This window comes from Sphingomonas sp. ABOLG (assembly GCF_003950435.1).
Classification (GTDB): domain Bacteria; phylum Pseudomonadota; class Alphaproteobacteria; order Sphingomonadales; family Sphingomonadaceae; genus Sphingomonas; species Sphingomonas panaciterrae.
Genome location: NZ_QQWW01000002.1, coordinates 38926 through 61657 on the forward strand (window position 1 = coordinate 38926; position 22732 = coordinate 61657).

At 66.4% G+C, this 22732-nt stretch carries 20 protein-coding genes and 1 pseudogene; 13 read left to right on the forward strand and 8 right to left on the reverse strand.

Features of this window, described 5'->3' with window-relative positions:
- Positions 1 to 52 precede the first annotated feature (52 nt).
- A complete protein-coding gene (locus tag CA236_RS02215; protein ID WP_046407528.1) occupies positions 53 to 1954 on the reverse strand; it encodes a ribonucleoside-diphosphate reductase subunit alpha in 1902 nt (633 codons plus the stop codon).
- 426 nt (positions 1955 to 2380) lie between these two features.
- Positions 2381 to 5020 (reverse strand): EAL domain-containing protein, encoded by a 2640-nt coding sequence (locus tag CA236_RS02220; protein ID WP_125944384.1) that lies wholly within the window; start codon positions 5018 to 5020, stop codon positions 2381 to 2383.
- A gap of 103 nt (positions 5021 to 5123) precedes the next feature.
- Between CA236_RS02220 and CA236_RS02225 the strand changes: the two genes are divergently transcribed.
- On the forward strand, positions 5124 to 6647 hold the full coding sequence (locus CA236_RS02225; protein ID WP_125944385.1) for a fumarate hydratase: 1524 nt from the start codon (positions 5124 to 5126) through the stop codon (positions 6645 to 6647).
- A 169-nt stretch (positions 6648 to 6816) separates the two neighbouring features.
- Positions 6817 to 7608 (forward strand): annotated as a pseudogene (locus tag CA236_RS02230) (alpha/beta hydrolase).
- A gap of 68 nt (positions 7609 to 7676) precedes the next feature.
- Here the strand turns inward: CA236_RS02230 and CA236_RS02235 are convergent.
- Positions 7677 to 8345 carry an Ltp family lipoprotein gene (locus CA236_RS02235; protein WP_125944386.1) on the reverse strand — a complete coding sequence of 223 codons (669 nt, stop codon included), beginning with the start codon at positions 8343 to 8345 and terminating at the stop codon, positions 7677 to 7679.
- Positions 8346 to 8593: 248 nt separating this feature from the next.
- Between CA236_RS02235 and CA236_RS02240 the strand changes: the two genes are divergently transcribed.
- The 6 genes from CA236_RS02240 to CA236_RS02265 all read left to right on the forward strand — a co-directional run bounded on the left by CA236_RS02240 (position 8594) and on the right by CA236_RS02265 (position 13566).
- On the forward strand, positions 8594 to 9235 hold the full coding sequence (locus CA236_RS02240) for a DUF969 domain-containing protein (RefSeq protein WP_125944387.1): 642 nt from the start codon (positions 8594 to 8596) through the stop codon (positions 9233 to 9235).
- Positions 9232 to 10134, forward strand: a complete 903-nt coding sequence (locus CA236_RS02245) for a DUF979 domain-containing protein (RefSeq protein ID WP_125944388.1) — start codon at positions 9232 to 9234, stop codon at positions 10132 to 10134. The genes CA236_RS02240 and CA236_RS02245 overlap by 4 nt, the downstream gene beginning before the upstream one ends.
- Complete coding sequence (locus CA236_RS02250; RefSeq protein ID WP_125944389.1) at positions 10131 to 11114, forward strand: DUF2891 domain-containing protein; 984 nt, start codon at positions 10131 to 10133, stop codon at positions 11112 to 11114. Before CA236_RS02245 ends, CA236_RS02250 begins: the two co-directional genes overlap by 4 nt.
- Positions 11115 to 11182: 68 nt before the next feature.
- Complete coding sequence (locus CA236_RS02255) at positions 11183 to 12118, forward strand: nitronate monooxygenase (protein ID WP_125944390.1); 936 nt, start codon at positions 11183 to 11185, stop codon at positions 12116 to 12118.
- 13 nt (positions 12119 to 12131) lie between these two features.
- A complete protein-coding gene (locus CA236_RS02260) occupies positions 12132 to 12923 on the forward strand; it encodes an enoyl-CoA hydratase-related protein (RefSeq protein ID WP_125944391.1) in 792 nt (263 codons plus the stop codon).
- A 103-nt stretch (positions 12924 to 13026) separates the two neighbouring features.
- The gene (locus CA236_RS02265; protein ID WP_125944392.1) at positions 13027 to 13566 is read left to right on the forward strand and encodes a thermonuclease family protein; all 540 of its coding nucleotides are present in this window, start codon (positions 13027 to 13029) and stop codon (positions 13564 to 13566) included.
- A gap of 18 nt (positions 13567 to 13584) precedes the next feature.
- On the opposite strand, the gene CA236_RS02270 is transcribed toward CA236_RS02265, so the two are convergent.
- Entirely contained in the window at positions 13585 to 13863 is a 279-nt protein-coding gene (locus CA236_RS02270) for a chorismate mutase (protein ID WP_046407539.1), read from the reverse strand.
- A gap of 65 nt (positions 13864 to 13928) precedes the next feature.
- Here CA236_RS02270 and CA236_RS02275 point away from each other — a divergent pair, with 65 nt between their 5' ends.
- Positions 13929 to 14939 (forward strand): polyprenyl synthetase family protein, encoded by a 1011-nt coding sequence (locus tag CA236_RS02275; protein WP_125944393.1) that lies wholly within the window; start codon positions 13929 to 13931, stop codon positions 14937 to 14939.
- A 36-nt stretch (positions 14940 to 14975) separates the two neighbouring features.
- Here CA236_RS02275 and CA236_RS02280 read toward each other — a convergent pair whose 3' ends face one another.
- Positions 14976 to 16007 carry a cation diffusion facilitator family transporter gene (locus CA236_RS02280; RefSeq protein ID WP_125944394.1) on the reverse strand — a complete coding sequence of 344 codons (1032 nt, stop codon included), beginning with the start codon at positions 16005 to 16007 and terminating at the stop codon, positions 14976 to 14978.
- Between the two features lie 96 nt (positions 16008 to 16103).
- Here CA236_RS02280 and CA236_RS02285 point away from each other — a divergent pair, with 96 nt between their 5' ends.
- On the forward strand, positions 16104 to 17288 hold the full coding sequence (locus CA236_RS02285; protein ID WP_125944395.1) for a glycosyltransferase: 1185 nt from the start codon (positions 16104 to 16106) through the stop codon (positions 17286 to 17288).
- Positions 17289 to 17357: 69 nt separating this feature from the next.
- Here the strand turns inward: CA236_RS02285 and CA236_RS02290 are convergent, their stop codons facing one another.
- From CA236_RS02290 to CA236_RS02300, 3 genes are all read right to left on the reverse strand, one after another.
- Positions 17358 to 18056, reverse strand: coding sequence for a response regulator transcription factor (locus tag CA236_RS02290; protein ID WP_046407544.1), 699 nt, complete (start codon positions 18054 to 18056; stop codon positions 17358 to 17360).
- Between the two features lie 95 nt (positions 18057 to 18151).
- On the reverse strand, positions 18152 to 19246 hold the full coding sequence (locus CA236_RS02295) for an AI-2E family transporter (protein WP_125944396.1): 1095 nt from the start codon (positions 19244 to 19246) through the stop codon (positions 18152 to 18154).
- Positions 19247 to 19298: 52 nt separating this feature from the next.
- Positions 19299 to 19886: an isochorismatase family cysteine hydrolase gene (locus tag CA236_RS02300; RefSeq protein ID WP_125944397.1), complete on the reverse strand. Its 588-nt coding sequence runs from the start codon at positions 19884 to 19886 to the stop codon at positions 19299 to 19301.
- A gap of 366 nt (positions 19887 to 20252) precedes the next feature.
- On the opposite strand from CA236_RS02300, the gene CA236_RS02305 reads away from it, so the two are divergent.
- The 3 genes from CA236_RS02305 to CA236_RS02315 all read left to right on the forward strand — a co-directional run bounded on the left by CA236_RS02305 (position 20253) and on the right by CA236_RS02315 (position 22730).
- Positions 20253 to 21503: a lipoprotein-releasing ABC transporter permease subunit gene (locus CA236_RS02305; RefSeq protein WP_125944398.1), complete on the forward strand. Its 1251-nt coding sequence runs from the start codon at positions 20253 to 20255 to the stop codon at positions 21501 to 21503.
- Positions 21504 to 21510: 7 nt separating this feature from the next.
- A complete protein-coding gene (locus CA236_RS02310) occupies positions 21511 to 22188 on the forward strand; it encodes an ABC transporter ATP-binding protein (protein ID WP_046407547.1) in 678 nt (225 codons plus the stop codon).
- Positions 22189 to 22250: 62 nt separating this feature from the next.
- Positions 22251 to 22730: a glutathione peroxidase gene (locus tag CA236_RS02315; protein WP_125944399.1), complete on the forward strand. Its 480-nt coding sequence runs from the start codon at positions 22251 to 22253 to the stop codon at positions 22728 to 22730.
- Positions 22731 to 22732: the final 2 nt, after the last annotated feature.

Genomic DNA, 22732 nt, shown 5'->3' on the forward strand with positions numbered 1-22732 from the left:
AAAGCATGTCGCCCGGCTGCCCCCGTTCATGGTCGTGCTTTTGAGCAGCGCCTTACTGACAGGCGAGGCACTCGTCATAATCGGTCGTTTCGCCCAGATCGAACTTGGGCTTCTCGATCGTGTTGTCGGCCTCCACGCCGCCAGCAAAGCCGGCGCGCTGCACGCTCTTGGAGCGCAGATAATAGAGCGACTTGATGCCCAGTTCCCACGCGCGGAAGTGAAGCATCAGCAGATCCCACTTCTCGACGTCCGCCGGGATGAACAGGTTTAGCGACTGGGCCTGGTCGATATAGGGCGAACGATCGCCCGCCAGTTCCAGCAGCCAGCGCTGGTCGATCTCGAAGCTGGTCTTGAAGCAATCCTTCTCTTCCTGGCTGAGGAAGTCGAGGTGCTGCACGCTGCCGCCATGCTCGAGGATCGAGTTCCAGACGCTGTCCGCGTTCTTGCTCTTCTCGTTGAGCAGCTTCTCCAGATACGGGTTCTTCACCGCGAAGCTGCCGGACAGCGTCTTGTGGGTGTAGATGTTGGCCGGGATCGGCTCGATGCAGGCGGACGTGCCACCGCAGATGATCGAGATCGACGCGGTCGGCGCGATCGCCATCTTGCAGCTGAACCGCTCCATCACGCCCATGTCGGCCGCATCGGGGCAGGGGCCACGCTCGGCCGCCAGCGTCATCGATGCCTGGTTCACCTGCGCATTGATGTGCTTGAAGATGCGCAGGTTCCAGCTCTTCGCCATCGCGCCTTCCATCGGCAGGCCGCGTGCCTGGAGGAAGGAGTGGAAGCCCATGACGCCAAGGCCGACCGAGCGCTCACGCGCCGCGGAGTAAGCCGCACGCTCCATGCCCGGCTCATGCCGGTCGATATAATCCTGCAGCACATTGTCGAGGAAGCGCATCACGTCCTCGATGAACTGCTTGTCGTCCTTCCACTGGTCCCACGTCTCCAGGTTGAGTGAGGAGAGGCAGCAGACCGCGGTGCGATCATTGCCGAGATGGTCGCGGCCCGTCGGCAGCGTGATCTCGCTGCACAGGTTCGAGGTGGAGACCTTCAGGCCCAGGTCGCGGTGATGCTTGGGCATGTTCTTGTTCACGTGATCGGCGAACACGATGTACGGCTCGCCGGTCGCCAAGCGAGTCTCGACCAGCTTCTGGAACAGGCTGCGCGCATCGACCTTGCCGCGGACGGTGCCATCCTTGGGGGACTTCAGCTCCCATTCGCCGCCGTCGCGCACCGCTTCCATGAACGCGTCGGGGATCAGCACGCCGTGGTGCAGGTTCAGCGCCTTGCGGTTGAAATCGCCCGACGGCTTGCGGATCTCGAGGAACTCCTCGATCTCCGGGTGCGACACGTCGAGATAGCAGGCGGCCGAGCCGCGGCGCAGTGAACCCTGGCTGATCGCCAGCGTCAGGCTGTCCATCACGCGCACGAAGGGGATGATGCCGCTGGTCTTGCCGTTGAGGCCGACCGGCTCACCGATGCCGCGCACATTGCCCCAATAGGTGCCGATGCCGCCGCCGCGCGACGCGAGCCAGACATTCTCGTTCCAGGTGTCGACGATGCCGTTCAGGCTGTCGGGCACGGAATTGAGGTAGCAGCTGATCGGCAGCCCGCGCCCGGTGCCGCCGTTCGACAGCACGGGCGTCGCCGGCATGAACCACAGGCGGCTGATGTAATCGTAGATGCGCTGCGCATGCGCGGCATCATCGGCGTAGGCGCTCGCGACGCGCACGAAGAGATCCTGATAGGATTCGCCCGGCAACAGGTAGCGATCCTGCAGCGTGTCCTTGCCGAAATCGGTCAACAGCGCATCGCGCGAATGATCGACCTCGATCGGGTACGGCTTGCGCAACGCACCCTTGGTCGCGCTCGCTTCCGCTGCGCCCGTGCCCTCGGCACTTGCTACTAAGGTGTCGGTTGCCATGTTCGCCTCGTTCGCGTCTCTAAAATCCATCGCGGCCGTTCCCCCAGTTGAGCTCGTCCGAATCGGAGGCGAGCCATCATGCTACACCCGAACGCGCTTCACTAAGAACAAAAAGGGATCAATGTGGGTGCCTCGCCCGCATGTCCGTTCCCTTCAGCGGCAGAGCGGCCGCTATCTGTTCTACCAGCACTAGCGCCCGCCGTAGCAGTCTACCCCCACAGATTGTGGCAGAGCGCGCGAAGAGGCAAGGGGGAAGGTGGTCTCGAAGCGGCCATTTGAGTGCCGCTCCGTCGCCTCGCCATGCGGCGACGCGTGGACTTCCGCGGGGTTCGCGAATTGCAAGGCTGAAGGTCGCGAGGGAAAAATTTTCCCGGGCTTGTGGCGCGGCGCCGGACATGCGGCCGGGGCGGGTCTAACGCGCCGCTCGCGCTCCCGAGCAGCGCAGAACTGCGGCGCTCAGCCTGCCTTGCGCAGCGTGCGCGGCTGCGCCGGCGACAGGCGCTCCATGTCGAAATGGCGGGCGAATTCCAGCCCGGCGCGGCCCTCGTCGACCCAGCGGATCACGGCGGGGAACATCTCCTCCTCGACCAGCTCGATCCGCACCTCGGCGCCGACCGCCTCTTCCGGAAAGTCGACGCCGTCGATCATCACCCCGGTCGCCGACAGGTTGCGGATCCGCACCTCCCCGGTGTCGCCGCCGACCTCGAGCCGCGCCGATCGCAGCACGGTAGACCGCGCGGCGCGGCTGACGCGATGGCCAACCGCAAGCGCCGCGCCGTCCTGTTCGCGGAACAGCGCCAGCATCTCAGCGGCGCGGCCGGGGCGGCCATAGACGAAGCCCTGGATGTGGCTGCAGCCAAGGTCTCGGATCAGCGCGATCTCGTCCTGCTGCTCGACGCCCTCGGCGGTGGTTTCCATCCCCAGCGTCTCTGCCAGCGTCACGATCGCGCGGATGATCGCCGCGTTGCGATTACCGGCCTGGATCGCACCGCGCACGAAGCTCTGGTCGATCTTGATCTTGTCGAATGGCGCCTTCTTCAGATAGCCGAGCGAGGAATAGCCGGTGCCGAAATCGTCGAGCGCCAGGCGAACCCCGATCCCCTTCAGCGCCCGGAACATGTGGCTGGAGGAGGAATCGTCGGTCAGGAAGACGCTTTCGGTGATTTCCAGCTCCAGTCGGCTGGCGGCGAGACCGGCGGAGGCAATCGCGCTGGTGACGATCGCCGGCAGCGCGGGATTGGCGAACTGGATCGCCGAGACGTTGACGGCGATGCGGACCGGGTCGGGCCATTGCGCCGCTTCCGCGCAGGCGGTGCGCAGGACCCACTCGCCGATCGCCTCAATCATCCCGCATTCCTCCGCGATCGGGATGAAGTCGGCCGGGCTGACCGCGCCGCGGATCGGATGCACCCAACGCAGCAGCGCTTCATAGCCGACCACGCGCTCGCTGCTGGTCGAAACGACGGGCTGATAGACAAGGTGGAATTCGTCGTTGGCGAGCGCCTGGCGAAGGTCGTCCTCCAGCCGCTTGCGGTTCTGCGCGCCGGCCAGCATCTCCTCGCGGAAGAAGCGTGAAACGCCGCGGCCGTCCGCCTTGGCGGCGTAGAGCGCGAGGTCGGCATTGCGGATCAGCGTCTCGCTGTCATTGCCATGTTCGGGTGCGATCGCGATGCCGATCGAACAGCCGATCGACACGGACGAGCCGCCCAGGAAATAAGGCTGCGACAAGGCGGCGATGATCTGCTGTGCCAGCGTCCCCAGACGTTCGCGATTGCCCTCGCGCGGCAGGACGACCTGAAACTCGTCGCCGCCGAGGCGCCCGACGAGGCCCGCGTCCCCGACGCTCTGCTGCAGCCGATGGGCGACCTGTTTCAGCAGTTCGTCGCCCATCTGGTGGCCGAGCGTGTCGTTGACCGCCTTGAACCGGTCGAGATCGAGCAGCAGCAGCGCGTTGGTGCTGCGTGCGCCCGTGACCGGTGCCAGCGTCTGATCGAGCGACAGGCGCATCCGCTGGCGATTGGCGAGGCCGGTCAGGCTGTCGAACAGCGCGAGGCGCGTGATCTCCGCATCGGCACGACGCTTTTCGGTGAGGTCGGAGCCGAAGCCGATGAAGCCATGAAATCGGCCAAGATCGTCCAGCAGCGGCCGGCCGGAGATTGACCACCACCGGTCGCCGCCCGCCTCGAACGCGGGGCGCACCGAATAATCGGAGAAGCTGGTGCGCGCCGACAGGTGAAAGGTCAGCGTCCGCTCGGTATCCGCCATGGTCGAATCGACGCGGAAAACCTCCACCAGCCGCTGGCCCAGCGGCATGAAGCCAAGCGTCTGCAACTCGTTGACCAGCTTGCCGCTGAGGTGAACCAGGCAGCCATAACGGTCGGTCTGCCAGAACCAGCCCGTACTGTGGCTTTCATATTCCGCGATCAGCCGGACCGCGAGGACTCGGTCACGCTCCTCCTGCTCGCGCGTGCCCAGCGCCCGATGATCGCGCCGCGCCATGCGCAACACGCCGGCCAGCAACAAGGTGGCGAGCACGATCGCGGCGGCCGACGCTGCGCCCAGTCCCGCGTTCACCGGCACCAGCATCGCCAGCGTGAGCGCCAGGGCGAGCGAGGCGACGCGCACAGAATGAAGCACAATCGCCGCCATGATGATCGCGCCGAAGCAGGTCACGAAGGCGGTGACCTGAAGCGATCCGCCGGGCAGATGCTGTATCACCGCAAGCTGCAGCGACAGCGCCGCGGACAGTAAAGCGACCAGAGTCGTCAGGATCGTCACGCGGCGATGCGGCGGCAGCGCCCGGGCGGCGGGGAGGGCAAGCAATCCCCAGATCATCAGCGGCAGGACCGCGAGCAGCGGCAGCAGCCCCACGGTGCGCGCAGTGGGCGTGCCGCTCAGGCCAAGCGCCAGCGCCAGCCCGGCCGTACCCAGCAGCAGCACCGCGGCAACGACGGGCCACAAGGCGGCGACGTCATTGAGCCGTTTTTCGGTCGCCTCGTTGATCGCGTCATGGCCGGTGGCGACAAGCCCCAGCGCCTCAGCGAGGCGGGGCTGCTCCGGCGCGAGCGGGCGCGGTGTACGGCGTACGAATCCCATCCCGCCGACGGTAGGGGGAGAGGATTGGCAAAACGTTTATGGCTACGGGGCACAGCGACGCCCCCGTTGCACTCGCCGCCGGCGCGCCATAGTGCACCGCCTCATGACCACGACGATCCGCGCCGCAGACCTGATCGAGAGCGTTGCCGATGCGCTCCAGTTCATCAGTTACTATCACCCGATGGATTACATCCGCGCCTTGGGCGACGCCTATGAGGCGGAGCAGGGCCCTGCCGCGAAGGACGCGATCGCGCAGATCCTGACGAACAGCCGCATGTGCGCGGAAGGCCACCGGCCGATCTGCCAGGACACCGGCATCGTCAACGTATTCGTCAAATGGGGCATGGACTGCCGCATCGACGATACGACGCGCTCGATGCAGGAAATCGTCGATGAAGGCGTCCGGCGCGCGTATCTCCACCCGGAGAACAAGCTGCGCGCCTCGGTTCTCGCCGATCCCGCCTTCACCCGCCGCAACACCAGGGACAACACGCCCTGCGTCCTCCATGTCGAGATGGTGCCGGGCAGCAAGGTCTCGGTCGACGTCGCGGCCAAGGGCGGCGGTAGTGAGAACAAGTCCAAGTTCAAGATGATGAACCCCAGCGATTCGATCGTCGACTGGGTGCTCGAAATGCTGCCGCAGATGGGCGCCGGCTGGTGCCCGCCCGGCATGCTCGGCATCGGCATCGGCGGCACGGCGGAGCATTGCGTGCTCCTCGCCAAGAAGGCGCTGATGGAGCCGATCGATATGGGCCCGCTGAAGGCGCGGGGCCCGAAGAACGATATTGAGGCGCTGCGCATCGAGATCTTCGACAAGGTCAACGCGCTCGGCATCGGTGCACAGGGCCTGGGCGGCCTGTCGACCATCCTCGACGTCAAGATCCTCGACGCGCCGTGCCACGCCGCGGGCAAGCCGGTGGCGATGATCCCCAACTGCGCCGCCACCCGCCACGCGCATTTCACGCTCGACGGCAGCGGCCCGGCGTATCTCGAGACGCCGAAACTCGACGAATGGCCGAAGGTCAACTGGACGCCGGACAAGGCCGCTATCCGGGTCGACCTCGACACGCTGACGCCGGAGATGGTCCGCTCGTGGAAGCAGGGCGATCGCCTGCTGCTGAACGGCAAGATGCTGACCGGGCGTGACGCCGCGCACAAGCGGATCAAGGACATGCTCGACGCCGGCGAGGAGCTGCCGGTCGAGTTCAAGGGCCGCGTGATCTATTACGTCGGCCCGGTCGATCCGGTCGGCGAGGAAGTGGTCGGCCCGGCCGGCCCCACCACCGCGACGCGGATGGACAAGTTCACCCGCATGATGCTCGACCAGGGCCTGCTCGCGATGGTCGGCAAGGCCGAGCGCGGGCCGGCGGCGACCGATGCGATCAAGGACGCCAAGAGCGCCTATCTGATGGCGGTCGGCGGCGCGGCGTACCTCGTCGCCCGCGCGATCAAGGGATCCAAGGTCGTGGGCTTCGAGGATCTCGGGATGGAAGCGATCTACGAGTTCGAGGTCGAGGACTTCCCCGTCACCGTCGCGGTCGACAGCGAGGGTAACAACGTCCACCAGCTCGCCCCGCTCGTCTGGCGTGACAAGATCGCCAAGGAAGGCCTGCTGCAGCCCGCATAAGGGCGCGGCTGCTTCAGGAGACGGCGCCATGAGCACGCGGCATCTGGTCGATCCCGAACTGCTGCCGCTGCTCGACCTGTGGCCGGCCGTGACCATGTCGGCGGAGGTGCTGGAGCAGGCGCGCAGCTGGCCCGCCCCGCCGCCGCCCGCCGACGATGACGGCGTGGTGATGGAGCGGATCAGCGTGCCCGGCCCGGCCGGCGCTCCGGATCTCGGCCTCGTCATCTTCCGCCCGGCCGAGCCGGTGCAGGACGCCGGCGGCATCTGCCACATGCACGGCGGCGGCTTCGTGCTCGGCACGCCGGAGGGCAGCGCCGCGCGGCTGCGCCCGATGGTCGCCGCGCTCGGTTGCGTCATCGTCTCGGTCGACTATCGCCTCGCGCCGGAGACGCCGTTCCCCGGACCGATCGAGGATTGCTACGCCGGCCTCGCCTGGACCTTCGCCAATGCAGAGCGGCTCGGGATCGACCCGGCGCGGATCGGCGTGATGGGCGAAAGCGCTGGCGGCGGGCTCGCCGCCGCGCTCGCGCTGCTCGCCCGCGACCGCGGCGCCTATCGTCTCGCCTTCCAGCATCTCCTGTACCCAATGATCGACGACCGTACCGGGGTCGCTGAAGGCGATCCGCTGACCGGCGAGTTCATCTGAAACCGAGAGAGCAACCGCTTTGGCTGGGAGGCGATGCTTGGCCAAGCGCCGGGCGGGGAGGGCGTCTCACCCTATGCCGCCGCGGCGCGCGCGGAGGACCTCACCGGCCTGCCGCCCACCTATATCGCGATTGGCAGCCTCGATCTCTTCCGCGACGAGAACATCGCCTACGCCCAGCGCCTCCTCGCCGCTGGCGTGCCGACCGAATTCCACATCTGGCCCGGCGCCATCCACGGCTTCGACGGCGCCCCCGACGCAGCGATCACGCGCGAGGCGAACCAGTCCCGAATTGCGGCGCTGCGGCGTGTGGTTTGACTCTAGCTCCTGAGGTCCCGCCTAGATCGCGACCGGTTGCCGGTGAGCAGCTGGCTGCTTGTCCGATCTCAGCAGGCTCCCGCCTGCTCGGCACCATAGCGTGCTTGTGCCTTGGTATACTTGGAGCCAGCGTCAGACGATAATTGTTCGACGAGCCCGCTGCACGAGAATCCGGTCATATCCAAATACTGTTTAGCTGAGCGTACTGCCTGCTCGTTCCAATCCACCGTCAGGCTGTCGACCGCTGCAGTGGCATCCGCGATACTGTAGCCGTCTCCCGCGCCGGATGAGAGCTGCTCGATCAGTCCCTCACGTGAGAAGCCAGTCATGTTCAAATATTGCTGCGCGCTTCTCGCCGCGTTCGCCCTCGGGCCGAATAGCCCTACGTTTGAACGAGTTTCCGACGCTTCTGAAGCGGTTGCTCCTTGGTTATCATCCGAGTTGGCCTTCGATAATTTACTGGTGGCTTCACCCACGTTTTCGCTTGCTACCATGTTTGCCGATGGAGTGGGGTCCGAGCCTGAGCTTAAAAGTGATCCGAAGATCCCAAGTGCCACAAGCGTTCCTAATGCGATCAGGCAGCCCTTTCCCTGTCCCGGCTTCTTGTCCGGCAGCGATGAATCGCCTTGCTCAGACGACGCGATGTTCTCAAATGAGTGGCCGCAAAATCGGCAGATCTTTGCCTCAGATTTTATCGTTTCAGCACACTGTGGGCACTTCTTCTCGTCAGCTTCCATCGATCTTCCCCCTGTTGTCGCCAACTGAAGTTGTGATCGGGGCCAAGTCAACCGCAGAGCGGATAAAGTCCGGGACGGGTCAGGTTGCGTCCTTAATCCGCGTCGATCTAGTTAGCCGTCAAGGACCTGTTGTAACTTTTGCTTGTGGGCTTGTCCCAACCTCGCGGCTGCCGCACAGATCGGCGGATGGTTTCCATGACATGGCGGCGCCCCGGGCGGCGGCGGAGTGACGCGCGGGGCGTGGCCTGATGCTCGTCCTGGCCGGCCTCGCGATCATCGCGCTCGGCTTCCTCCTGCGCTTCAACCCGATGCTGGTGATCGCTGCCTCCGCGCTCGTCACGGGGCTCGCCGCGGGGATCGATCCGCTCGCCATCCTTGCCGCGTTCGGCAAGGCGTTCAACGACACGCGCTACGTCACTGCCATCTATATCGTGCTTCCCGTCATCGGCCTGCTGGAACGCAACGGCTTGCAGGCACGCGCTCGCTCGCTGGTTGGCGGGCTGAAGGGGCTGACGACCGGGCGGCTGCTGATGGCCTATCTCGCCTTCCGCCAGATCACTGCCGCGCTTGGCCTGACCTCCGTCGCGGGGCCCGCGCAGACCGTCCGCCCGCTGATCGCGCCGATGGCGGAGGCCGCGGCGGGCGAGGCGCATGATCCCGAAAAGGTGAAGGCGATGGCCGCCGCCACCGACAATATCGGGCTGTTCTTCGGCGAGGACATCTTCATCGCGATCGGATCGATCCTGTTGATGAAGGGTGTGCTGGAAGGCTACGGCATCTTCGTCGAGCCGCTGCACATGTCCGTCTGGGCGATCCCCACCGCGGTTGCCGCCTTCGCCATCCACGGCACGCGGTTGTGGCTGCTTGATCGCAGGGCGCGGCGCGCATGATCGGGCTGAACTTCGTCTATCTCGTTGCGGGGCTGACGTTCCTCGCCTTCGCGATCCTCTCGTTCCGCGAGCGGCGCTGGGCCAATACCGGCTTCTACGCGCTGGTGGCGACGAGCTTCCTCGTCGGCGACTGGCTGGGCGACATTGGCAATGGCGTGCTCGTTCTGGCGCTGGTGGCGATCGCCGCGAGCGGGCGGATGAAGGGGCGCGTGCCGACGGGCGAGCCAGCAGCGCGCGGCGCGATGGTGTTCGTGCCCGCATTGGTGATCCCGGCGACGGCGCTGATCGGTACCTTCGTGTTCAAGCAATTCCCCGCAGTGTTCGACGGCCGGCAGGCGACCTTGGTGGCGCTGGCGGCGGGCGTGCTGCTGGCGCTCGCACTTTGCTACGCCTGGCTCCGGCCGGCGCCCGGCGAGCCGTTCCGCGCTGGCCGTGCTTTGATGGACGATATCGGCTGGGCCGCGGTGCTGCCGCAGATGCTCGCGAGCCTCGGCGCTGTGTTTGCGCTGGCGGGTGTCGGCGAGGTGGTCGGCCGGCTCATCGGCGTCGCCATACCCACCGGGAGCGTGCTTGGCGCGGTGCTCGCCTTCGGGCTCGGCATGGCGCTGTTCACGATGGTGATGGGCAATGCCTTTGCCGCCTTCCCGGTGATGGCCGCGGCGGTCGGCATCCCGCTCCTGATCCAGGCCTATGGCGCCGATCCCGCACCGGTTGCGGCGGTCGGCATGCTCGCGGGCTTCTGCGGCACGTTGATGACGCCGATGGCGGCGAACTTCAATCTCGTCCCCGCCGCGCTGCTTGAGTTGAAGGATCGCAACGGCGTGATCCGTGCGCAGGTGCCGACGGCGCTGCCGCTGCTCGTGTTCAATGTGCTTTTGTTGTGGTGGATCGTTGCATGACCCTGACGCCCGATGTCGCCGCCGGCTTCGCCCGGCTCACGCTGGGCCATGTCGGGCAGCGTTATCCCTTCAAGCTCGATCAGGTGCTGACCGGGCCGGAGGACCTGCGCGAGCCGCATGAAATCCACCCGATCTTCCACGGCAGTTTCGATTGGCACAGCTGTGTCCACGGCTGGTGGCAGCTGCTGACCATCGCACGGCTGTTCCCCGATCTGCCCGAGGCGCTGGAGATCCGCCGCCGCGCGGAGGAGATGCTGGTGCCCGACAAGGTGGCCGGCGAACTGGCGGTGCTCACGCGGCCGTACGCCGCCGGTTTCGAGCGGCCGTACGGCTGGGCCTGGGCGCTGGCGCTGCACGGCGAAGCGGTGCGGCATGACGCGGCCTGGGGCGGAGGGCTGGAGCCGCTGGCGCGCGCCTTTGCGGAGCGCTTCCACCAGCATCTGCCCAAGCTCACTTACCCGATCCGCGTCGGTACCCATTTCAACACCGCCTTCGCGCTGACGCTCGCGCGCGATTGGGCGCTCGACCATGATCCCGCGCTGGTGACGCTGATCGACATGCGCGCCCGCGACTGGTTCGGCGAGGATCGCGGCTGCCAGGCATGGGAGCCGGGCGGGGACGAGTTCCTGTCCTCGGCCCTTTGCGAGGCATTGCTGATGAGCCGCGTGCTGGGTGACGGCTTCGCCGGCTGGTTCGATGTCTTCCTGCCGGATGCCGTCGCCGGTCGCCCGCAGAGCCTGTTCACGCCGGCCATGGTTTCGGATCGCAGCGACGGGAAGATCGCGCATCTCGACGGGCTCAATCTCAGCCGCGCGTGGTGCTGGCGCTCGATCGCCGCCGCGCTGCCGGCTCATCCCATCGCGCCGGTGGCGCGCGCCGCGGCGGACGATCATCTTGCCGCCAGCCTGCCGCACCTTGCCGACGATTACATGGGCACGCACTGGTTGGCGACATTCGCGCTTCTCGCACTCACTATTTGAAAGGGGCTGGCGCCAAGGCGCCGCTCGTGCGAACCCGATCTTCGAATCGTTGTAAGCGGGAGAGGGAAATGGCGCTGAAGACGCGCGTCACCGAGATGCTCGGGATCGAGAAGCCGATCATCCAGGCGGCGATGGGCTGGATCGCGCGGTCACACCTGTCGTCGGCCGTGTCGAACGCCGGCGGCATGGGGATCATCGAGACGTCGTCGGGTGAGCTCGATGCTGTGCGCGACGAGATCCTCAAGATGCGGCAGCTGACCGACAAGCCGTTCGGCGTGAACGTCGCCCAGGCCTTCGTGCGCGATCCGGGCATCATCCAGTTCGTGATCGATCAGGGCATCCGCTTCGTCACCACCTCGGCGGGTGACCCGATGAAATATACGGCCATGCTGAAGGCGGCGGGCCTCACCGTGTTCCACGTCGTGCCCAACCTGGCCGGTGCGCTCCGCGCCGTCGAGGCCGGCGTCGACGGCCTGATCGTCGAGGGCGGCGAGGGCGGTGGGTTCAAGAACCCGAAGGACGTCTCCACCATGGTGCTGGTGCCGCAAGTGGTGGAGGCCGTCGACGTGCCGGTCGTTGCCGCGGGCGGAATCATGGACGGCCGCACCATGGCCGCCGCGTTCGCGCTGGGCGCCGAGGGCGTACTGATGGGCACGCGCATCCTCTCCTCCGCCGAAAGCCCGGTGCACGAAAATTGGAAGACGGCGATCGTCGAGGCGGATTCCACCGACACCGTGTTCCTCAACCGCACCGGCCCGGGCCCCGCACTTCGCGCGCTGCGCACCGACCGGACGACCCGGATCGAGAAGGAAGGCACGCCCAACATCTTCGGCGAATTCGCCGACACCCAGGCAGTCTATTTCGGCGGCGATCTCGAGGCGGGCATCGCGCTTACCGGGCAGGTCGCCGGCCGCATCCGTGAGGTGAAGCCGGTCGCACAGATCTTCGACGAGACTATGGCGGAATATGAAGCGACGGTCGCGCGCCTGCCGCGGTCCGCGTGAGGGGAGAGGAAGAATGAGCGAAGACGTAACCTACGAAGTGTCCGAAGGCGTCGCCACGCTGACGCTGAACCGGCCGGACCGGATGAACACCATCTCCGGCCCGATGCTGGACGAACTCACCCGCTTGCTGGTGAAGGCGGGCGAGGATCGCGACGTGCGGGTGATCGTGCTGACCGGCACGGGGCGCGCCTTCTGCGCTGGGCTCGATCTCAACGCGGCATCGAAGGGGGAGGGGATCGGTTCATCGTCGGCCACCTTCGGCGCGACGATCGACCTCCGCAACACGCCGCCGACCGTGCTCCACGCGCTCGACAAGCCGGTGATCGCCGCGCTCAACGGCTCGGCCGCCGGCTATGGTATGGACCTGGCGCTCGGCTGCGACATCCGCGTCATGGCGTCGGAGGCAAAGCTCGCCGCGGCGTTCGTGAAGCGCGGTGTCCTCCCCGAATCGGGCGGCACCTGGTTCCTGCCGCGCATGATCGGCTGGGCCAAGGCGGCTGAGATCGTCTTTACCGGCCGCACGCTGTCGGCGGAGGATTGCCTCAAGGAGCGGCTCGTCAACGAAGTCGTGCCGGCCGATCAGGTCGCCACGCGCGCGCGCGAGCTGGCGCTGGAGATCGCCGCCAACGCGCCGATGGCGGTGCAGGGCGCCAAGCGACTGATGCGCATGGGGATGGAGGAAACCTTCGATACCCATGTGCAGCACGTATATCTGCAGCTGCTGCCGCTGTTCCAGAGTCAGGATTTCCGCGAGGGCATGGCAAGCTTCCTCGAAAAGCGTCCGGCAAAGTTCACCGGCAAGTAACGCCCCGGGCGCGGCGCCGCGGTCATCATCCCGCGGCGCCGATCGCCCGCATTAACGATGATGATTGATCGATCGCTTACCATCGGCGGGCACGAGCGCCCGTATGCGCCACGATCGTTCCTTCCATCGCACCACGCGCCGCGCCGCCAAGCCGATTTCCTTCTGGCCCGCGCCGCGCCGACGGCGGAAGCTTCCGTTTGCGGCCGCACTTGTCCTCGCGATCGCCACTGGCCTTGCCACCGGCGTCTGGTTCGTTCCCGAGCCCGGCACGCCGGCCACCGCTAACACATCAGCGATTCGCCACTTTTCGCTCTGCCATCGCGGCGGCGGCGAGCATTGCGTCGTGGATGGGGACACCATCTGGATCGGCGGCGAAAAGGTGCGCCTTGCCGATATCGACACGCCCGAAACGCACCCGCCGCGCTGTGCCGAGGAGGCGGCGGTCGGCGAGCAGGCAACACGACGATTGCAGGAACTGCTCAACACCGGCCCCGTCACGCTGGCTGACGCCGATCGCCCGACCGATCGTTACGGCCGCCGCCTGGCGATCGTCACCCGCGATGGCCAGTCGCTGGGCGACACGCTGATCGCCGAGGGGCTGGCGCGGCCGTGGGAAGGACGCCGCCGCCCATGGTGCAGCTGATCGGCTGCGCCCAGAGGCTCAGCCGCGCAGTCGCTCGTGGTGGCGGATCACCTCGTCGATGATGAAGCGCAGGAACTTCTCGCTGAACTCGGGGTCCAGCTCGGCCTCCTCCGCCAGTGCGCGGAGTCGTGCGATCTGCGCTTCCTCGCGGCCCGGATCGGCCGGGGGCAGCCCTGCCTCCGCCTTGTGACGACCCACCGCTTGCGTCACCTTGAACCGCTCGGCGAGCAGGCAGACGAGCGCCGCGTCGATATTGTCGATGCTCTTGCGATAGCCCCTCAGCACCTCGTCCGTCATTCGCGCCCTCCATGGCGTTCCCCGCAGTTGCGGCCTTGCTCGCGCGTCCGTAGAGGCTGTCGCAGATGAGCGCCACCGTCCAACGCCTTGCCGGCACCCAGCCGTCGCTAGACCCGATGATTCACCTCGTCGCGGAAGACATGCTTCGCGTGAATGACGCGATCCGCAATCGGATGACGTCAGAGATTCCGTTGATTCCCGAACTCGCCGGTCATTTGATCGCCGGTGGGGGCAAACGGATGCGCCCGATGCTGACGCTCGCGAGCGCGCGGCTCGTCGGCTATTCGGGAAGCAAGCATCACGGGCTCGCCGCCGCGGTGGAGTTCATCCACACCGCGACGCTGCTGCACGACGACGTCGTCGACGGGTCCGACCTTCGCCGGGGCAAGCGCACGGCGAACACGATCTGGGGCAATCCGGCGAGCGTGCTGGTCGGCGATTTCCTGTTCTCCCGCTCGTTTGAGCTGATGGTGGAATCGGGCAGCCTGCGCGCGCTGAAGATCCTGTCCAACGCCAGCGCCGTGATTGCCGAGGGTGAGGTCAATCAGCTGACCGCCGCGCGCCGCGTCGATCTCGCCGAGGACCGTTATCTCGAGATCATCAACGCCAAGACGGCGGCGCTGTTCGCCGCGGCCTGCCGTATCGCCGCAGTCGTCGCTGATCGGCCCGAAGCGGAGGAAACGGCGCTCGACGCTTATGGCCGCAACCTTGGCATCGCGTTCCAGCTGGTCGACGACGCGATCGACTATACGTCGGACGCGGGGACGATGGGCAAGGACGCGGGCGACGATTTCCGCGAGGGCAAGATGACCCTGCCGGTCATCCTCGCCTATGCCCGCGGCGATGCGGAGCAGCGCGCCTTCTGGAAGGACGCGGTGGAGGGGCGCCGCGACAGCGACGAGGATTTCGCCCAGGCGATCGCGCTGGTCCAGTCGAGCCACTCGGTGGCCGACACCATGGCGCGCGCCCGCCATTACGGGCAGCAGGCGATCGACGCGATCGCCCCGTTCCCGGCCGGCGCGGCGAAGGACGCGATGATCGAGGCGGTCGAATTCGCGGTGGCGCGGGCCTATTGATCGATGGCGTCGGCGGGGTCAGCGCCCCGCTGGCGATCAGACCGACCCGTGCGGCTCCAGCACGCAGGGGTTCTCCCCGGTTTCGACCTGCAACGTCGCATGGCCGATGTTGAACCGATCGTGCAGCATGTCCTGTGCCTCCGCGAGGAAGGTGTCGCCCGGATGACCGGCGGGCATCAGCAGATGCGCGGTCAGGACCGGCTCGGTCGTCGACATGGGCCAGATATGCAGGTCATGCACCTGGGACACGCCCGGCAGTTCGGCCAGCGCGGCCTGCACCCGGTCATAATCGATCGCGCGCGGCACCGCGGCGAGGCTCATCTCCACCGTCTCGCGCAGCAGCCCCCAGGTCTGCCAGAAGATCAGCGCTGCGATGACGATGCTGACGATCGGATCGATCCAGCCGAAGCCGGACAGCCAGATGCCGATCCCCGCGACCACCACGCCGGCCGATACCGCCGCATCGGCGAGCATGTGGAGATAGGCGCCGCGAATGTTGACGTCGCCCTTGCGCCCGCGCGCAAACAGCCAGGCGGTCAGGCCATTGATCAGGATGCCGACCGCCGCCACCGCCGAAACCGTCAGGCCCGGCACCGGGGCGGGATCGGCAAAGCGCTGCGCCGCCTCCAGCACGATCGCGCCAAGCGCGACGAGCAGCAGCAATGCGTTGGCGAGGGCGGCGAGGATCGTCGATCCCTTCAAGCCATAGGTGAATCGCTTCGACGGCGGGGTGCGGGCCAGCGCCGCGCCCCCCCAGGCCACGGCCAGGCCGAGAACATCCGACAGATTATGCCCGGCGTCCGCCAGCAGCGCGACCGAGCCCGTCCACAGCCCGGCGCCCGCCTCCGCCACGACATAGACCAGGTTGAGCCCGATCCCGATCGCGAACGCCCGGTCCCAGGAGGCGGGAGGGGCGGGGTGATGATGGTGACCATGGCCATGAGCGTGCCCGTGGTCATGAGCGTGCCCGTGCCCATGCCCATGCCCATGCCCATCATCATGAGAGCCAGCGGCGGCGGAACCGTGGCCGCGCGTGTGTGCGTGGCCGTGATGATGCGCGTGACCCATGGTGCCAATCTAGCAGTGGCTCCCGGACGTGACCAGAACAGGCGCAGTGCACGATTGCCCACGCCGCCTTAACATATAGGCTGTACAGCCAACGCGATGCTTCGTGTCCTGACCCTGTCCAGCCTCTTCCCCGATGAGACGCGCCCCAATTTCGGCGTCTTCGTGGAACGCCAGACGCTGGGGCTGGCCGCCGCAGAGGATGTGACGGTGCGGGTCGTCGCGCCGGTCGGCCTGCCGCCGTGGCCGCTGCGCCGCCATCGACATTATCGCGCACCGGCGTCGCTTCCGCGCGCGGAGACGTGGAAGGGCCTGCACGTCGTGCGGCCACGTTTCACGACTTGGCCGGGAACGAAGGGTCGCTTCCATGTCGCGGCGTTAATTCGGGCGCTGGCGCCTTTGCTCGACGACATGCGGCGCGACTTCCCGTTCGACGTGATCGATGCTTCCTTCTTCTTCCCCGACGGGCCTGCCGCGCTCGCGATGGGGCGGCGGTATGACGTGCCCGTGTCGATCAAGGCGCGCGGCGCGGACATTCACTTCTGGGGGACTCAGCCTGCCACCCGCGCTTCGGTGCTGGCCGCCGGGCAGGGGGCGGACGGGCTGCTCGCGGTATCTGGCGCGATGCGCGACGACATGGTCGCGCTCGGCATGCCGGGGGACCGGATCCGCGTGCATCATACCGGGGTTGATCTCGAACGGTTTGCGCCGGTCGACCGGGCAGCGGCGAAGGCGAGCATCGGCGTCGATGGGCCGCTCATCATCTCGGTCGGCGCGCTGATCCCGCGCAAGGGGCATGACATCGTCGTGGAGGCGATGCAGCATGTGCCGGGCGCAACGCTGTTGATCGCCGGGTCGGGGCCGGAGCATGCCGCGCTCGAGGAGGTCGCCCGCCACGCGGGTGTTGCCGCTCGCGTGCGCCTGCTGGGATCGGTGCCGCACGCCGATCTGCCCGCGCTGATCGCGGCGGCGGACGTCATGGCGCTCGCTTCTTCGTCGGAAGGATTGGCCAATGCCTGGGTGGAGGCGCTGGCCTGCGGTACGCCGATCGTGATCACGGCCGCCGGCGGCGCGGGTGAGGTGGTGACGGCCGCCAGCGCCGGGCGGGTCGTCGCGCGAACGCCGGCGGCATTTGCGGAAGGGATCAACGATCTTCTCGCCGCATCCCTGCCAGCGGACGAGGTGCGCGCTCATGCGGCGCGGTTCACATGGGCGGCGAACACGGCTGCATTGCGCGATCACCTGCTGCGGCTGGTGGCAAAGCGGCGCGAGCAGGCGGGCTGACGGGCGAGCCAAAAGAAAAGCCGCGGCGCCCCCCGACGCCGCGGCCTCTTTCCCCACGAATGGGAAGCGTCAGGCGACCTTGGCGGGCACCTCGTCCAGTTCGCGCAGCACGTAGCCGCGGCCCCAGACGGTTTCGATGTAATTTTCGCCCTCGCACGCCATGCTGAGCTTCTTGCGCAGCTTGCAGATGAAGACGTCGATGATCTTGAGTTCGGGCTCGTCCATGCCGCCATAGAGATGGTTGAGGAACATCTCCTTGGTCAGCGTGGTGCCCTTGCGGAGCGACAGCAGCTCCAGCATCGCATATTCCTTGCCCGTCAGGTGGACGCGCGCGCCGTCGACCTCGACGGTCTTGGCATCGAGGTTCACCGACAGCTTGCCGGTCTTGATCACCGACTGCGAATGGCCCTTGGAGCGGCGGATCACGGCATGGATGCGCGCCACCAGTTCCTCGCGGTGGAACGGCTTGGTCACATAGTCGTCCGCGCCGAAGCCGAAGCTGCGGATCTTGGAGTCCATCTCGTTCACGCCCGACAGGATCAGCACCGGCGTAGACACCCGCGCCACGCGCAGCTTCTTCAGCACGTCATAGCCGTGCATGTCCGGCAGGTTCAGGTCGAGAAGGATGATGTCGTAATCGTAGAGCTTTCCGAGGTCCAAACCCTCTTCGCCCAGATCCGTAGAATAGACGTTGAAGCCTTCCGCAGAAAGCATCAGGTCGATGGCCTTGGCGGTCGTCGGCTCGTCCTCGATCAACAGCACGCGCATACGTCAGTCCCCCGTTTGCGAGCGTGTGGCTGAGCGACACACCCCAAGCGATCCATTAACCATTCAACATCTGAACGCAAAAGGTAAATAAGACATTAATCCAGCTTTTCCGGCGAGTCGCGTTCATTGCCGGCTGAATCGAACAAGGTGCGATGCCGGCTGCGGGGGATGTCCTCGCCCAGTGTGTCGCGCAGATAGAGGCTGCGGATCAACGTATAGATCACGACCAGCAGCGCGGCCGAAAAGAACAGGCCGAACAATCCGAACACCGCCCCGATCGCCAGCACCGAGAACAAGGTAATCGCCGGAGGGATGGCCACCACGCGGCTGGTGACAAAGGGGGTGATGAAGTTGGTCTGGATCACCCGCACTGCGGCAAAGACACCCAGTGCCCAAAGCACATGGCTGACGGACTGGGTCGCCGCCAGGCCGAGCGCCGGGATCATCGCCGCCACCGGGCCGACATAGGGGATAAACTCGCTCAGCCCCGACAACAGCCCCAGCGCCGCGGCGGACGGCACCTCCAGCCACCACAGGCCGAGTCCGACGAGCACCCCCATGCTCGTCATCTGGATCAGTTGCGCGCGCAGCCACAGGCGCAGCGTCGATGCCGTGTCGCCCAGCGCGTCCTCCACGACGGCGCGCTTGGAGGGCGGCATCAGCAGCAGAAAGCCGCGCTCGTACACCTTGGGATCGACCGCGAAGAAGATCGCGCCGACCAGGACCAGGAGCGCGTTGATCGCCAGTTGGCCCGCCCCTTCGGCAAGGCCACCGATGTCCTGCGCCACGCGGCTGCCCGCAAAGGCGGCGCGCACCGCGTCCACCACCTTGGCCCCGACCGGCGAAATCGACAGCTGATCACCGATCTCTTCCAGGATGCCGGGCAGGCGGGTCACCAGCACGTTGACCTGCGTGCGGAACTCCACCCCGAACAGCCAGCCCAGAAAGACGATCAGCGCCAGCACGGTGAGGATCGCAGCGACCAGGGCGGGCCGGGCCGGTATGCGTAGCCGTTCATTGTAGATCTCGGCGATCGCGTGAATGACGATCGCGCCGAGGACCGATCCAAAGGCGAGGATCATCAGATCCCCGATGAAGTACAGCGTGGCTGCCAGCGCGATGACGCCAAGCGTCAGGAACAGGCGGCGGATGAAACGCGCGTCGTCGTCATCGGGGGATAGCCGGCTCATGCACTGCAAAGTCTGGCAGCAGCGGCCCGGTTCCGCCAGCCCGGTCGATTGGTCAGCGGCGACCGCCCGGCTGCACCTTGGGTTCGCTGGCAAGCCATTGCGCGAGCGACAGCTCGCTGGTGGGGCGAGTCTCGGCGCTCATCCCGTTTTCCATCATCTCCAGCGCCCAATGCGCGCGCTCCTCATGCTGCGAGGCGACCGCGTCGCGCGGAACCCACAGGTCATATTCGCGCATGTGCGCGTCGGCTGCGGTGAAAAGGACGCAGATATCCGCCGCCACGCCGATCAGGACGAGCCGCGACACGCCCAGCCGCGGCAGCAGGGCGGGCAGGGTGGTGGCATAAAAGCCGGAGGATTCGGGCTTGATGACGAAGTAATCGTCGGGGTGCGGCCCCAGCTCGTCGAGCAGGTCGCCGCCCTTGCTGTCCGCGACATGCGCGATCAGTTGATGCGGTTCATCGTGCCAGCGGCCATAATTGTCATTGACGAAGATGACGGGGACCTTTGCTTCGGCCGCCTGGCGTCGAAGCGAGGTAACCGGTTCCATCATTGCGGCAACAGCGTGCTTCAGGGCGTCTCCGCCATTGAAATCAAAGGTATTCAGTAGGTCGATGGCCAGGATGGCGGCGTTGCTGCTCATGTCGTTCACCGTAACCGCGGTACCATGGCGAACAACGATATAGATCAGGATAAGTTGATTTTATCTGCAGCGATCACGCGCGGATCTCTCAAAAGGAAAACGCCCGGATCGTTTCCGATCCGGGCGCCTGCGTGACGATTGCTCGTCAGCCCCCTTGTGCTACCGCCCGCGCGCCTCAACTGGGAGGCGGGGCAGAAAGCTTCCCCGAACCACGGCCTTTGCCTGTGTGCCAGTGGCTCGTTGCTACGTGCTCCTTGGTGGCGCGTCCACGAAAATGAACCGCAGCTAAACAGATTGATCGGGGCGTGTGATGATTCCGCAACAGCAACATTGCCAGTGCCGGCCCGCGCCGATACAGCGCGGGACATGATCCTGTCGCGCTACGAACGAATGATCGCGCGGCGCTATCTGCTTCCCGGGCGCGGTGAACGCTTCATTGTCCTCGTGGCTGGGTTCAGCCTCGGCGCGGTGATGCTGGGTGTCGCGGCGCTCGTGATCGTGATGAGCGTCATGAATGGCTTTCGGGCCGAACTTTTCGACAAGATTGTCGGCTTGAACGGCCATGCGGTGGTGCAGGGCGTCGGCGGGCGGCTGACCGACTGGCGGGAGGTCATCCGGGAGGCTGATGCGACCCCGGGTATCGTCAGCGCCGTGCCGCTGGTCGAGCAGCCGTTGATGTCGACCTATAACGGGCGCGTGGAGGCGGTCCTGGTACGCGGGATGCGCGTTCAGGACATCCGCTCCAACACGACGATCGGCAGCAAGGTCATCACCGGCACGCTCAGTTCGCTCACGCCTGGTGCGGGGCGCGTCGCGATCGGGTCGCGGCTGGCGGAATCGCTTGGCGCCACGGTGGGCTCGGAGATCACGCTGATCAACCCGGCGGGCCAGACAACCCCGTTCGGCACCGTGCCGCGCTACGTCAATTACACCGTGTCGGCGGTGTTCGAGATCGGCGTGTACGATTTCGACAAGGCCTATGTGATCATGCCGATGGAGGATGCGCAGACGCTGCTGCTGCTCGGCGACGCGGTGGGGATGATCGAGCTGGAAACGGTCGACGCCGATCGGGTCGGGCAGATCCTGGCGCCGCTGGCGGAGAAGGTCAGCCGCTTCGCCGTGATCAGCGATTGGCGCCAGATGAATGCCCAATTGTTCGAGGCGCTGGCGGTGGAGCGGATCGCGATGTTCGTGGTGCTGTGCATCATCATCCTGGTCGCGGCGTTCAACATCGCCTCCTCGCTGATCATGCTGGTGCGCGCGAAGACCCGCGACATTGCCATCCTGCGCACGATGGGCGCGACACGCGGCGCGATGATGCGCATCTTCATGACCGTGGGCGTGACGATCGGTGCGCTTGGCATCATCGCGGGCCTGGTCCTGGGCGCGTTGTTCCTGTTCTATCGTCAGGCGGTGGTGAATTTCGTGCAGTTCGTCACGGGCCAGGAATTGTGGGATCCATCGATCCGCTACCTCACCGAATTGCCGTCAAAGCCCGACCCGGTGGAGATTGTCGCCATCGTGCTGATCACGGCGCTGATGACGCTGCTTGCCACCGTCTATCCGGCGTACAAGGCGGCAAGCACCGATCCTGTCCAGGTACTGCGTTATGAGTGATGGGCCGATGACCGCCGTCCTGCAAACCGAGGGGCTGTCGCGCAGCTTCACCCAGGGCGGTGAGACGATCGAGGTGCTTCGCGGCGTCAACCTGGCGGTCGCGCCGGGGGAGATCGTCGCGCTGCTCGGGCCCTCCGGTTCGGGCAAGTCCACGCTGCTGCAGGCGGTCGGACTGCTCGAGGGTGGCTTCGACGGGTCGATCCGCATTGCCGGCGAGGAGGCCGCACGGCTCGACGCCAACGGGCGCACGCAGGTGCGGCGCGACCGGCTGGGCTTCGTCTACCAGTTTCATCACCTGCTGCCCGATTTCAACGCGGTTGAGAATGTCGTCCTGCCGCAGCTGATCCATGGTGCCACGACGGAGGCTGCGAACGATCGTGCCGCTGCGCTGCTGACTGCGCTGGGGCTCGGCCACCGGCTGACGCACCGTCCCAGCCAATTGTCGGGCGGCGAGCAGCAGCGTGTCGCGGTGGCGCGGGCGCTGGCCAACCGCCCGGCCCTGATCCTCGCTGACGAGCCGACCGGCAATCTCGACGAACATACCGCCGATCGCGTGCTGGGCGAATTCCTGCGGCTCGTGCGCGAGGAAGGATCGGCGGCGCTGATTGCGACCCACAACGAACGGCTAGCCGGCCGGATGGACCGTGTCGTGCGGCTGCACGAAGGGGTGATCGAGCCTGCTTGAGTTGCGCGCCGTATTGAGAGACGCTGGCCGGGCATGCCGGCGGTGAACAGGGAGAGGGGCTGATGGCTGCGATCACCGATTTCGAGGTGAAGACCGCCGAGGGCGGCATGGCATCACTGGCTGATTACCGTGGCAAGGTGCTGCTGATCGTCAACACGGCCTCCAAATGCGGCTTCACCCCGCAATATGAGGGGCTGGAGGCGCTGCATCGCGACTATGCGGCGCGCGGGTTCGAGGTGCTGGCCTTTCCCTGCAACCAGTTCGGCGCGCAGGAGCCGGGCGATGCCGCGGAGATCGCGAACTTCTGCTCACTCACCTATGACGTGACCTTCCCCGTGTTCGCGAAGATCGAGGTCAACGGCCCCAACGCCGATCCCCTGTTCGAGCGGCTGAAGGCGGAGGCGCCCGGCGTGCTCGGCTCCAAGGCGATCAAGTGGAATTTCACCAAGTTCCTGGTCGATCGCGATGGGGCGGTGGTGCATCGTTATGCGCCCACCACCAAGCCGGAGGACATCCGGCGCGATATCGAGAAGCTGCTCTGACG